This window comes from Rhodoflexus caldus (genome assembly GCF_021206925.1).
Classification (GTDB): Bacteria; Bacteroidota; Bacteroidia; order Cytophagales; family Thermoflexibacteraceae; genus Rhodoflexus; species Rhodoflexus caldus.
The window spans coordinates 1-11,970 of record NZ_JAJPRF010000020.1; the positions used below are offsets into that span (position 1 = coordinate 1).

The 11,970-nt window shown below is 46.3% G+C and carries 11 protein-coding genes; 5 read left to right on the forward strand and 6 right to left on the reverse strand.

Translation table 11 applies throughout. The annotated features are described in order from the left end of the window. Positions 1 to 397: 397 nt before the first annotated feature. Positions 398 to 1,033, reverse strand: a complete 636-nt coding sequence (locus NDK19_RS15395; RefSeq protein ID WP_250632796.1) for an NUDIX hydrolase — start codon at positions 1,031 to 1,033, stop codon at positions 398 to 400. A gap of 164 nt (positions 1,034 to 1,197) precedes the next feature. On the opposite strand from NDK19_RS15395, the gene ahcY reads away from it, so the two are divergent. The 4 genes from ahcY (at position 1,198) to NDK19_RS15415 (ending at position 4,885) form a co-directional block, all read left to right on the forward strand. Continuing rightward, the gene (ahcY, locus tag NDK19_RS15400; protein ID WP_394801690.1) at positions 1,198 to 2,526 is read left to right on the forward strand and encodes an adenosylhomocysteinase; all 1,329 of its coding nucleotides are present in this window, start codon (positions 1,198 to 1,200) and stop codon (positions 2,524 to 2,526) included. Positions 2,527 to 2,770: 244 nt separating this feature from the next. Continuing rightward, positions 2,771 to 3,751, forward strand: coding sequence for a DMT family transporter (locus NDK19_RS15405; protein WP_250632797.1), 981 nt, complete (start codon positions 2,771 to 2,773; stop codon positions 3,749 to 3,751). Between the two features lie 59 nt (positions 3,752 to 3,810). Beyond that, positions 3,811 to 4,635 carry a 3-methyl-2-oxobutanoate hydroxymethyltransferase gene (gene panB, locus NDK19_RS15410; RefSeq protein ID WP_250632798.1) on the forward strand — a complete coding sequence of 275 codons (825 nt, stop codon included), beginning with the start codon at positions 3,811 to 3,813 and terminating at the stop codon, positions 4,633 to 4,635. A 19-nt stretch (positions 4,636 to 4,654) separates the two neighbouring features. After that, complete coding sequence (locus NDK19_RS15415) at positions 4,655 to 4,885, forward strand: hypothetical protein (RefSeq protein ID WP_250632799.1); 231 nt, start codon at positions 4,655 to 4,657, stop codon at positions 4,883 to 4,885. 40 nt (positions 4,886 to 4,925) lie between these two features. Here the strand turns inward: NDK19_RS15415 and NDK19_RS15420 are convergent, their stop codons facing one another. Next, a complete protein-coding gene (locus tag NDK19_RS15420) occupies positions 4,926 to 6,221 on the reverse strand; it encodes a spinster family MFS transporter (protein WP_250632800.1) in 1,296 nt (431 codons plus the stop codon). Continuing rightward, the gene (locus tag NDK19_RS15425) at positions 6,221 to 7,573 is read right to left on the reverse strand and encodes a PSP1 domain-containing protein (RefSeq protein WP_317207178.1); all 1,353 of its coding nucleotides are present in this window, start codon (positions 7,571 to 7,573) and stop codon (positions 6,221 to 6,223) included. The genes NDK19_RS15420 and NDK19_RS15425 overlap by 1 nt, the downstream gene beginning before the upstream one ends. A gap of 133 nt (positions 7,574 to 7,706) precedes the next feature. On the opposite strand from NDK19_RS15425, the gene NDK19_RS15430 reads away from it, so the two are divergent. Continuing rightward, a complete protein-coding gene (locus NDK19_RS15430) occupies positions 7,707 to 9,962 on the forward strand; it encodes a patatin-like phospholipase family protein (RefSeq protein ID WP_250632802.1) in 2,256 nt (751 codons plus the stop codon). A gap of 20 nt (positions 9,963 to 9,982) precedes the next feature. On the opposite strand, the gene NDK19_RS15435 is transcribed toward NDK19_RS15430, so the two are convergent. The 3 genes from NDK19_RS15435 to NDK19_RS15445 form a co-directional block, all read right to left on the reverse strand. Next, positions 9,983 to 11,062, reverse strand: coding sequence for a mannose-1-phosphate guanylyltransferase (locus NDK19_RS15435; protein ID WP_250632803.1), 1,080 nt, complete (start codon positions 11,060 to 11,062; stop codon positions 9,983 to 9,985). A gap of 77 nt (positions 11,063 to 11,139) precedes the next feature. Then, the gene (locus tag NDK19_RS15440) at positions 11,140 to 11,460 is read right to left on the reverse strand and encodes a hypothetical protein (protein WP_250632804.1); all 321 of its coding nucleotides are present in this window, start codon (positions 11,458 to 11,460) and stop codon (positions 11,140 to 11,142) included. Positions 11,461 to 11,648: 188 nt separating this feature from the next. Next, on the reverse strand, positions 11,649 to 11,954 hold the full coding sequence (locus NDK19_RS15445) for a hypothetical protein (protein ID WP_250632805.1): 306 nt from the start codon (positions 11,952 to 11,954) through the stop codon (positions 11,649 to 11,651). Positions 11,955 to 11,970 lie beyond the last annotated feature (16 nt).

Sequence of the window (11,970 nt, forward strand, 5' to 3'; positions counted from 1 at the left end):
ACGCTCTAAAACAAACTTACCCGAATGACTACCTCTTCCAGTACTTCATTCTGTATGCCATCCTGTCAATGAACTCTCCGCTAATCCTTCCGATTAGCTTTGTACCCCTAATAACCTCCACCATTTTGGGGCTGCAAAGTTAGATAACCTCTTTCATTTATCCAACATTTGGTTGGAAAATTTTTTTTCGCCTGCCACTCACTCCCCCCCACAAAACGGAGGGCAAAAGTAAAATGAATTTGGGAAAGTAACAAGAGTTTGCGCTCTTTGTTTTTTGTTACCTCTCTTTTGCGAACCGTGTTTTAAAGAACTTGTCCCTGAATCGGGGTGCAAAAGTGGTAATACATTTTGTTTTGTGCAATAGGTAGTGCAATATTTTTTCAAACTTTTTTATTATTCACTGATTATCAGGCGACTTATTTTCTACAACCGATGAATTTGCCCATTTATCTACGACGTATATGATAGAAGCATAGGTATTGGAAAGCATTTTTGCTCTTTCTTCAACACCTGCCCACTTTACTTTGGTGATGTCTTCTTCTGTTTGAGGCCTCATCTGAGTGTCGTCTAAACACTGCATCTCATACCATGTGGTTTTCTTTAATGTATTAATTTTATTCTGCGTGTAGGTATGCCATACGCTTCCTATTTTGCGTATCAACTTTGCTTTAATACCGCACTCTTCCCACACTTCGCGCACTGCGGCAGTTTTTTTGTCTTCTCCTTTGTCTATTTTCCCTTTTGGTAAATCCCACTTCCCTAATCGCTTGATGAAAAGTATCTGACTTCCTTTTGTTACCAAACCACCGGCAGCATAAATAATTTGAAAATGTGCTTTAATCTGGTCTTTAACTTTTTGGTAATCATCGGGCAAAAAATTGTACTGAACGCTTTTATGTATATGGGCATTGGTTACCTGCTCATAAAGGCGTATAATCTCATCGGCACTGTTGATAGGTAATGTTACTCCTTCCGGCATAGCCTCACCGGGCTTTATCAGATTGAAAAGTGCATTATTTACAAAAATTTTCATTCCAAGGGCAAGAGTTATTGCTTTTGCGACGCAAGTTACAAGGAAGATTGTACTTGGCGAACAGGGTAAAGTTGTCAGATGTTAATATAACTGATTATCAATGATGAAAGTGCCTCTATGTGGATTATTTACGCAAGCGTTATATTATCTTTGCGTTTCAAATAATGTTATTCTTTCAAAACATGGTAGAAACCACTTATTTGCCTTATAAGGTAAAGGACATTAAGCTGGCAGAATGGGGCCGCAAAGAGATTCGCTTGGCAGAAGCTGAAATGCCGGGTTTGATGGCACTTCGCAAGTTATATGGTGAAAGTAAGCCATTGGCAGGTGCCCGTATTGCAGGCTGTTTACACATGACTATTCAGACTGCTGTGCTGATTGAAACACTGGTGGCGCTGGGCGCAGAAGTAACATGGTCTTCATGCAATATTTTCTCCACACAAGACCATGCAGCAGCGGCAATTGCAGCGGCAGGTATTCCGGTTTATGCTTGGAAGGGGCAAACGGAAGAAGAATTTGACTGGTGCATTGAGCAAACATTATTCTTTGGCCCTGAGCGCAAGCCTTTGAACATGATTCTGGATGATGGCGGAGATTTGACCAATATGGTGCTCGACCGCTATCCGGAGTTGGTAGCAGGCATTAAAGGTATTTCGGAAGAAACTACTACGGGGGTTCATCGTTTGTATGAGCGCATGAAAAAAGGCACTTTGCCGCTGCCTGCCATTAACGTAAATGACTCCGTTACTAAGTCTAAGTTTGATAATAAATACGGTTGCAAGGAATCTTGCGTGGATGCTATCCGTCGCGCTACGGATATCATGATTGCAGGCAAGGTGGCGGTTGTGGCCGGCTACGGTGATGTGGGCAAAGGTTCTGCTGCTTCTCTGCGCGGAGCTGGTGCGCGTGTTATCGTAACGGAAATTGACCCAATTTGTGCCTTGCAGGCTGCTATGGACGGCTACGCAGTAAAACGCATGGCTGATGCCATTAAAGAAGCCGATATTGTGGTTACTGCTACGGGCAATGTAGGCATTGTACGCGAAGAGCATTTCCGTGCGGCCAAAGACAAAGCTATTATCTGTAACATTGGGCACTTTGATACAGAAATTGACATGGCTTGGCTCAATAAAAACTACGGACATACGCGCACTGAAATTAAGCCTCAGGTTGATTTGTATAATATTGACGGTAAAGATGTAATTATACTTGCCGAAGGTCGTTTGGTGAACTTGGGCTGCGCAACCGGACACCCTTCTTTTGTAATGTCCAACTCGTTCACAAATCAAGTGCTGGCACAAATAGAACTGTGGACAAACAACGACAAGTACGAGAAGAAGGTTTATACACTGCCTAAGCATCTGGATGAAATGGTGGCACGCCTGCACTTAGAGAAAATCGGTGTGGAGTTGGATGTACTTTCTCCGGAACAAGCCGAATATATTGGTGTGGACGTTCAAGGCCCATTCAAGCCTGAATACTACCGTTACTAATTTGAATATCAATTGTTATGTAGTTGCTAAAAGTCATCCTGAAATTTTTCGGGATGGCTTTTTATTTATTGGCAAACGGCACAATGGTGCGCTCTATAGCGGACTAAAAAGGCGGATTTGGAAATGCGGATTTCGGATTTGCGCAGAAATCGACGCAAAATCGGCGTTTATCCGTGAAATCCGCTAAAATCTGTGTAGCAATCTATGCGTTTCAATTTATTCACTTGTTTACTTTGGGAATATCATGTCATATAAAATACAAGCCGTAGCACAAAAATTTGACTGGCGGCAAATTTGGGGGGCACTGTTGATTATGACCGGCGCCGTGGGCTTTGCGTCTAAGGCAATTATTGCCAAGTTGATGTATCGCTATGAGGTGGACACCTCGTCGCTGCTTAGCCTGAGGATGTTGTTTGCTATGCCGTTTTTTGTCGGTGTGATTATTTACAACTATCGCCGCGTGCCATTCAGCAGTTTCAGCACAAAGGATAAAATCCTGATTCCGCTGATGGCCTTTATCGGCTACTACCTGTCCAGCCTGTTTGATTTCTGGGGCTTGCAATATGTGAGTGCAGGTTTGGAACGGCTCATTTTGTTTGTTTACCCGACGATTGTGGTTGTGCTTTCGGCACTTTGGTTCAAAAAACCTATTCTCAAACAGCATTATTATGCGCTGGTACTCACCTACGCGGGTATTGCCATTGCACTGACTACCGACTTCTCGGCAACGGGCAGTTACTTCTGGGCAGGGGCAGGGCTGATTTTTTTGGCAGCATTTACTTATTCTATCTACTTGATTGTCAGCGGCAGGCTGATTCCGCGCATCGGTTCGGTGGTTTATATTTCGTACATCATGCTTTTTGCCACCGTCCCGATTTTGATTCAATATTTTATCAAAAATCCGGGCAGTTTGTGGCGGTTTGATGCGGCTGTTTATGAACTGAACATCTGGATGGCTATTGTGGCAACGGTTGCGCCCGCGGTGATGACCTCGGAAGGAATCCGCCTGATTGGGGCTGCCAATGCGGCTATTGTGGGTAGTATCGGCCCTATTGCTACCATTTTTCTGGCACATGTGCTGCTGGGCGAACCCTTTTCTTTCTGGCAAATGATTGGGACGCTGTTTGTGCTCACGGGGGTACTGATTATCACACTGCGCAAGCAGGAAGCAAAAACTCCTGCCGCAAATGAAGAAAATAGCGAAAGCACAACAATGGATATCTAAGACAAAAACAACAATTTTGTCCGTACAAGCTAATTTTCATCAAAAAAATCCGTAAACGCATGTCCGTACATAAAAGCAGCGAACTAAAGCGCGTTACCACACATCGGCTGATAGAAATGAAGCAGCGCGGTGAAAAAATCGCCATGCTGACAGCCTACGATTATTCAATGGCAAAAATTGTGGATAGTTCGGGAATTGACGTGATTCTGGTGGGTGATTCGGCTTCCAACGTGATGGCGGGGCATGAAACCACGCTGCCCATGAGCCTTGAAGAAATGATTTATCATGCAACATCGGTTATTCGCGCCGTCAAACGTGCTTTTGTGGTGGTGGATATGCCTTTTGGAACGTATCAGGGCAATTCGCGGCTGGCGTTGGCATCTGCCATTCGCATCATGAAGGAGTCGGGCGCACACGCCGTTAAGATGGAGGGTGGTGCGGAAATTAAGGAATCCATAGAACGTGTGTTAAGTGCCGGTATCCCCGTGATGGGGCATTTGGGGCTTACGCCGCAGTCTATCTACAAATTCGGAACGTACACGGTGCGCGCCAAGGAGGAAGCCGAAGCTCAAAAACTGCTGGAAGATGCGCAAATGTTGGAACAGTGCGGTTGCTTTGGATTAGTAGTAGAAAAAATTCCGGCTTCGCTGGGCAAAAAATTAGCGGAAACCGTAAAAATTCCGGTTATTGGTATCGGTGCGGGAGGGCATGTGGACGGTCAGGTGCTGGTTGTGCACGATATGCTGGGTATTACCAACGAATTTCGTCCGCGTTTTTTGCGCCGTTATGCAGACCTGCACGGTATTATGACACAGGCTTTCAGCCAATATATTGAAGATGTCAAAAGTCGTAATTTCCCTAACGAATCGGAAAGCTATGAATAACAACCACACCCATACTCCAATGGCAAAAGTTGCTTTTGTTGCCGTTGCCGTTCTGATTATTGCACAGGTGGTTCAAACGTTGTTGAAAACCATGAGCCTGTACTACTTTTCAGCTGTTTGTCTGATACTTTCGGGCATAGTGGCGGCCGCAACAGGCATAGCATTAGGCGCTAACAAATGGCTGACAGGGTTGCTGGCGCTGTTGGGTATCGGCTTCGGCGTGCTGAAATTCTTTGTTATCTGGAACTGAAAAGCACCTGCGGCGACCCTATCGTTCGAAAAAATTTGTTTTACTGCTTTTCATGCTTTGCATTAGAGAATGCAATGCCGGTGAATATTGTCAGAGAAACAAGAAGCATGGCAATGCTCACTATACTCAGCGATTGAGCAATTGCATCGGGTTTGCCAAAATAATAATCGGTTAGGAGTGCAACTAACGTGGGGCCTAAGCCTAAACCTAACAAATTTTGACAAAGCAAGAGTGAAGCGGAGGCCAGCCCGCGCGACTCCGCAGGCACCAAATGTTGTACAAATGCGGCCGTAACACCCACAGGCGCGCTCAGCAACAAAACCGCAGGTATGAAAGCCGCCATGCCTTGCCAAGTTGTTTTCAGAAAAGGCAATGCCAACATAACGGGAATGAGTGCAGCGGCGGTAATAATAAATATGAGTATTTTGGTTTTGTTTTGCCCTGCATTTTTGCCGTTATCGGCCATATAGCCACCCAAAAGAACACCGGCAGGCGCTCCCAACATCATCAACAAACCCATAAAAATGCTGGTGGTTTTTAAATCAGCGTGCCATACACGCATCATGGTTGCCGGAGCCCAAGAAGAGAAGGCATAGCTGACGACGGTAAAGAAAGATGATGCCACACATAACCGACGAAATACAACCTGTGATTTCAGCAGTTGGAATAAAGAAACAAACAGATGCAGTAGCGGTATTTTGGACTGCGGCGGCATGGCGTATTTTCTGGGCGGTTCTGCCAAAAGAGCCACTCCTACCGCAATCAGCAAGCCGGGCAAGCCTACTGCAATCAGTACTAACTGCCAATTAAAAATCTGTCCGCCCCAAGGCAAGTTTAAAGGGGGCATATCTTTTACCCAATCAAGGATTTTTCCGCCTGCCAGATATGCCATACCGGAACCTATGTAAATTCCTACAGAATAGACGCTGAGTGCCGAAGCCAAACGTTCTTTGGGAAACCAGTCCGCAATAAGCGAATAGGCAGCAGGCGAGAGGGTTGCCTCACCGACACCAACCCCCATGCGCGCCATAAAAAGTTGCCAATAGTTTTGAGCTACGCCACCCAAAGCAGTCATCAAACTCCACAGCGTAATACCTGCCGCAATGAGATTTTTGCGATTGGTGCGGTCTGCCAAATAGCCGGCAGGCACACCCAAGGTAGCATAAAACAGCGCAAAACTTGCACCGAGCAATAAACCGATGGCGGTATCGCTCAGGCCCAAATCGCGCTTGACCGGTTCTACCAGTAGGTTGAGCACGTATCTGTCCATGAACGAACAGACATAGGCCAGCATTAACATGCCAACAGCAACCCACGGATGCCTGAAAATTCGCATCACTCTTTTTTGTCTTTGCCACCGTCTTTATTGAAAGGAGGACGACGATTCTTATGATTAGGTTTGCGATGATGTGGCAGGCGCGGCTTCTGCGGTTGCTCTTCCTGAGCTATCGGCGGCTTTTTTTCGCTATTGGCCGACAAGTCGGGTTTTGACTGGCGCGGAGGTCTATTTTTAGCAACAACGGGCGTGCTGTTTTCTGATTTGGGAGTTGCCGCAGTTGTATCGGATTCGGCAGCAGGACGCGCGGGTTTGCGTTTTTTGCGCTTCTTTTTGTTGCTTCCGCGTGTTTTGGCGGCAAAAGCATCTTCATCTACGCTGTCCACTACCCACTGGTCGGCTACTACCGGGTCAGCTACTTTATCGCCGGAGGCCGCATCGGGTTTGTCCTGTGTAAGCGATTCTACAACCACTCCTTGTTTGTTGAGGTCTATAATCTGCTTCACGCGTTCTGCCGGCAACGGATACCATGTGCTTTCGGTATCGTAGCTAAACCACATGATTTTCTTAAAAATATCGGTTTTTTGCAGATGCGCCTCGCCGCGAACCGTTTGCAGCGGCTTATCTACTTTGGGAATATCAACGAGTGCATCCAGATAGGTTTCCAGCTCATAGTTCAGGCAACATTTCAGCCTGCCGCATTGTCCGGAAAGTTTACTTGGGTTCAGTGAAAGGTTCTGATATCGTGCCGCTGTGGTAGAAACGCTTTTGAAGTCGGTGAGCCAAGTAGAGCAGCATAATTCGCGACCGCATACGCCTATGCCCCCCAAACGGCTGGCTTCGTGGCGCAGGCTGATTTGACGCATTTCTACCCGTATGCGAAATTCACTTGCCAGCACTTTAATCAGCTCGCGAAAGTCCACCCGGTCGTCTGACGAATAATAAAATGTGGCTTTGGTATTATCTGCCTGAAATTCAACGTCGGACAGTTTCATGTCCAACTTCATGTCTTTGATGATTTCGCGAGTGCGGTACAATGTCGGCATTTCGCGGTTTTGCACATCGGCAAATTTTTCAAGGTCTTTGGCAGTAGCTATCCGTATAACGGGTTTGATTTCCGCATTGTCCTTTACCTTTTTTTTCATCATTTGCAGGCGCACTAATTCGCCTTGCAGGCTGATATAACCAATATGGTAGCCGCCACCCGATGCCTCTACTACCACCGCATCGCCGGTAGTGAGGTCTAAGGCTTGCTGATTGCGAAAGAAATCTTTTCTTCCGCCTTTGAACCGAACTTCTATAATATCAAAGCGCTGAAAGGCAGGCAAATCCATGTTGCTCAGCCAATCAAATACATTCAGTTTATTGCATCCTGACGTACCGCAAGTGCCATTATTTCGGCAACCTGCCACCGTACCATCGGTTTTTTTTGCATGTGAACCACACCCTCCGGTTCCACAATTACTACAACCCATATATATTTCGGTTAAATGAGTATCTTTTCAAATATGGTTTAAAGGTACAAGAATTGCGCATTTGTTGCCAATGTTAAAAGCGATTTTATATTCATTTCCTGTTCAACTGCTGCTGTTTCAGTTGCGGCGCAACCTGTTGTTGCTGTCGCTTTGGGCGTTGCTGCTGGGCGTTACGGTCGGTCAATGGGGGGAAGGTTTGGGTATCCCTTACTTATTTCTTGCACCGGAGTACATGGGGCAAGCAGGTGCCGCTGCCATGTTCATTATGGGGTTGGCTATCGGTACATTTATTATGTCCTTCCACATCACGGCCTACATTTTCGCAATCGGCAAGTTTACTTTTCTGAATTTTCTGCCGCGACCAATGGCTTTGTTTTGCCTTAATAATGGTCTTTTGCCTTTTATTTTCAACCTGCTGTTTGTTCCTGCCTTCATACGCTATCAAACCGAATACGAATTGATAGGTCAGTCGGAGATGTTGCTGCATGTGCTGTTTTTCTTTGCCGGCCAGTTATTGGTTGTTGTTTTGTATTTTATCTATTTCCGACTGACCGGGCAGCCGCTGTTCAGCGGTTTTGGCTGGAAAGTAGATGAGCGGCTGCGCAAAACAAAAATCACACGCTACATGACTTTGCAACGTGTGCGCAATATTCGCGGGCGCGATACGCAATACGAGGTACATTCTTATCTGGATTTTCCTTTGAAAGTGCGGTCATTACACGGGCTGCCGCCTGTCATATTGCACGAATCGGCAAAGTTCTTAGACCGCAATCAGCTCAATGCGCTGGTAATAGAGTTGTTCCTCTTCGCACTCTTTTTGGTATTAGGACTTTTCAGGGACAATCCTGCATTTCAAATTCCGGCTGCGGCAAGCGGAATATTGCTGTTGGCTTTGCTGATTATGCTGGCCGGAGCATTAACGTATTGGCTCAAAAAATGGGCATGGGGTGTAACCGTTATCGGTATGCTGCTGTTCAGCGCATTGGCAACGGACAACGGGAAAAATCCCTATCACCGAGCGTTCGGCCTGAATTATGACACCATAAAGGCAGAGTACAGCCTGAAAAGATTGGAGTTGCTCAACAACGATGCTTATTATGCGGCAGATGTAGCAAGCACTTTGCATATTCTGAACAATTGGCGTGCGAAGTTTCCCAACAACAGCCCTCCCAAAATGATTTTTATTTGCACCAGCGGTGGCGGACAGCGGGCTGCCGCATGGACACTGCGCTGCTTACAGGCCTTAGACAGCACCTTTCAGGGGCGGGTTATGCAGCAAACCATGCTTATGACAGGCGCTTCGGGCGGCATGATTGGCGCGGCCTATTACCGCGAAATATACCGCAGAGTAGCCGAGGGGGAAATTACTCATACGCAAAGCGATGAGTTTTTGGAAAGAATAGCCAAAGACCGACTGAATCCGTTAGTGCTTTCATGGATTGTAAGCGACCTTTTCCTGCCTTTTCAGGAAACCAACAAAGACTCTCTGCGCTATTTTAAAGACAGAGGCTATGCTTTTGAGCAAAAACTCAACTCCGATATGGCAGGCTGGTTAGACAAACCCTTGGCTGCCTACCGCATACCGGAACAGCGCGCACAAATTCCGATGATGATTATTGCTGCGTCGGTAATTAATGACGGGCGGCGGCTGTACTTTGCCTCTCAGCCGATTTCCTACATGAATAATGCCGCTCCTTTGGCACGCCGAACTATTCGCACACGCACAAGAGGCATAGAGTTTTTGCGATTCTTCCGACACCATCGGGCTGACAGCCTGCGCCTGACAACAGCACTCCGCATGAATGCAACTTTTCCTTATATCATGCCCAATGTATTGTTGCCCAGCGAGCCGGCCATGGAGGTAATGGATGCCGGCCTTTCCGATAACTACGGCGTAAACGATGCTGTGCAGTTTTTGTATGTATTTCGCGAGTGGATTGCGAAAAATACCTCCGGTGTGATTATCATCCGCATCCGCGATTCACCCAAGGAGCGCGAAATTAAGCCCTATCAGAGCCGCTCGCTGTTGTTCAAGCTGTTCTCTCCGATAGAGCATTTTCTCAGCAACATGTATTTCCTGCAAGACGGCCGCAACGACGTAGCCATTGAGTTGGCCGAAGGCTGGTTCAAAAACGATTTAAAAACCGTTGATTTTGAGTATAATCCCTACTATTTAAACAACAACCTTGCAGATACACTCGCCCATATTCGCAAAGCCCCCCTCAGTTGGCGGCTTACTGCCCGCGAATTGGACGGCATCCGTGCCATGATTCACTCTGCCGAGAACCAGAGCGCCATGCGGAAATTGAAAGGCTATCTGAAGTAGCAGCCCTTAGCAATCGGTTTTTACAAAAACTCTGCACCTTTGCTGTCGCGCACATCATCCAAAATGTACTTAATCTGCTGTTCTCGGTCTTTGTGGCAAATGAGCAACACGTTGTCATGCTCCACGATGATGTAGTTGTTCATCCCCTGTACTACAATCAACCGATTGGAAGAGGATTTTATCAGGCTGTTAAAAGTTTCGTAGGTGAGAATATTGCCACTGAGCACGTTTTTGTTTTCATCGTGCGGCAAATATTCGTAGAGCGATTTCCATGTGCCCAAATCAGACCAACCTAAGTTGCAAGGCACCACATACACATTTTCGGCATGCTCCATAATGCCGTAATCAATGGAAACGCTGCGACAACGCTCATATGCCCAATAAATAGCCTGTGATTCTTCGTCGGTATAAAATTTTGGCATTACAGCCTCGAACACCTCGTGAATTTCAGGTAAATGCTGGCGGAAGGCATTAATAATGGTTTGGGTATTCCAAATAAAAATACCCGCGTTCCACACATAATCTCCGCTGTCCAAGAATGCCTGAGCAAGTTCTTCATTAGGCTTTTCGGTAAAGGTGCGTACTTTATACACATCTTCCACGAGCAATTTCTCTTCAATGTTGATGTAGCCGTAGCCTGTATCGGGGCGCGTGGGAGTAATACCCAGCGTTATGATGGCATTGTTCTTCTGTGCTGCATGAAGCGCTGTAAGTGCTGCCTTTTCAAAAGCATCCTGATACAACATCACATGGTCGGAGGGAGCTACCAGAATGACAGCTTTGGAGTCTTTCATGGAGATTTTATAGCTGCCGTAGGCAATACAAGGTGCTGTATTGCGCATAAAGGGCTCCAATAAAATCTGTTCTTCGGAGAAATGCGGCAACTGTTCCCGCACCAAATCGCCATAGGTTTGGTTAGTAACAATGTAGATATTTTCTGTCGGGCAGATTTTCTTAAAACGCTTCACTGTTGTTTGAAGCAGTGTTTCGCCAATACCCAATATGTCTTGAAATTGTTTGGGTCGCTCCACACGACTGAATGGCCAAAAGCGCGTACCGATACCGCCCGCCATAATGATTACATAGTGATGTTTGTTCATTGTCTATTAGTGGTTTTGAAACACACAACTGCATGAATGCGCTTTCACCGCGCATACATTCCCATAAGATTTGAATGTTAAATTAACACAATTGCCCGAATGTTGGCGGCTTTCGGTTCTTTTTCTTTCAATCGCAGCAACAGTTCATCGCGCCACATGGACAGCTCTTTTCGTAAAGGCGCAGAATGTAATTTCACAAACACTTGGTTGTTGCGAATGAAAATATCGCCGAGTTGATTGCCGAAAGCAGCCTCCAAAATATGGCGAAGGGCTTGGATGACTTGCACTTCTTCGTATTTCGCAGAAAGCCCGTAAACCTCTAACATACGGCTGATGGCTTCCTGCAAGGGCGTGGCTTCTGCTTTTCGGATAAATTCGGGGGGGAGAGACTTCGGCACGGCAACAAAATTTTATAACTGAGCAGTAAGCGAGTGAGCAGTTTCAATCGTACTTTAAATTTTTTACCGCTGAGTTGTACGCCACGCACGCCGTGTGTTTTTCCGGCGATTCTTTCTTTTGTGTACTTGGCTGCACACTTTGCGGTAAAAGCGAATATGCTATTCTGCCCAAATGCTTACAGGCAAAATTACCGCAATAAACTACGCAACACGGCAAAAAAGAATAAAAGAGGCAAAATCAATGTCAGGCAGAGCAGACCGAAACTCACCCATTCGGACGTGATATACTCCGATTCGTGGAAGCTCAGCAATAAGCTAACGCCACAAACTGCCGCCGTAACCAATAAAAAGAAAGACAATACTAACCAGTTGCCCGTCACAGACTTTCTCCGACGCGGCGGCTGCCGAAGGATGTGGTCAGCGCCTGTTAGCCTTCCGAACTCATCTACGCTGAGGAACTCCGATAACTCTTGTTTTTCCTCTGTCTTTTTCATATTCAAATGCTGCGAT

Excerpts from the sequence above, each read along its gene's own strand:
- NDK19_RS15395 (WP_250632796.1), bottom strand. The coding sequence starts at position 1,033 with ATGAAAATTTTTGTAAATAATGCACTTTTCAATCTGATAAAGCCCGGT.
- ahcY (WP_394801690.1), top strand. The coding sequence starts at position 1,198 with ATGTTATTCTTTCAAAACATGGTAGAAACCACTTATTTGCCTTATAAG.
- NDK19_RS15405 (WP_250632797.1), top strand. The coding sequence starts at position 2,771 with ATGTCATATAAAATACAAGCCGTAGCACAAAAATTTGACTGGCGGCAA.
- panB (WP_250632798.1), top strand. The coding sequence starts at position 3,811 with ATGTCCGTACATAAAAGCAGCGAACTAAAGCGCGTTACCACACATCGG.
- NDK19_RS15415 (WP_250632799.1), top strand. The coding sequence starts at position 4,655 with ATGGCAAAAGTTGCTTTTGTTGCCGTTGCCGTTCTGATTATTGCACAG.
- NDK19_RS15420 (WP_250632800.1), bottom strand. The coding sequence starts at position 6,221 with ATGCGAATTTTCAGGCATCCGTGGGTTGCTGTTGGCATGTTAATGCTG.
- NDK19_RS15430 (WP_250632802.1), top strand. The coding sequence starts at position 7,707 with ATGTTAAAAGCGATTTTATATTCATTTCCTGTTCAACTGCTGCTGTTT.
- NDK19_RS15435 (WP_250632803.1), bottom strand. The coding sequence starts at position 11,062 with ATGAACAAACATCACTATGTAATCATTATGGCGGGCGGTATCGGTACG.
- NDK19_RS15445 (WP_250632805.1), bottom strand. The coding sequence starts at position 11,954 with ATGAAAAAGACAGAGGAAAAACAAGAGTTATCGGAGTTCCTCAGCGTA.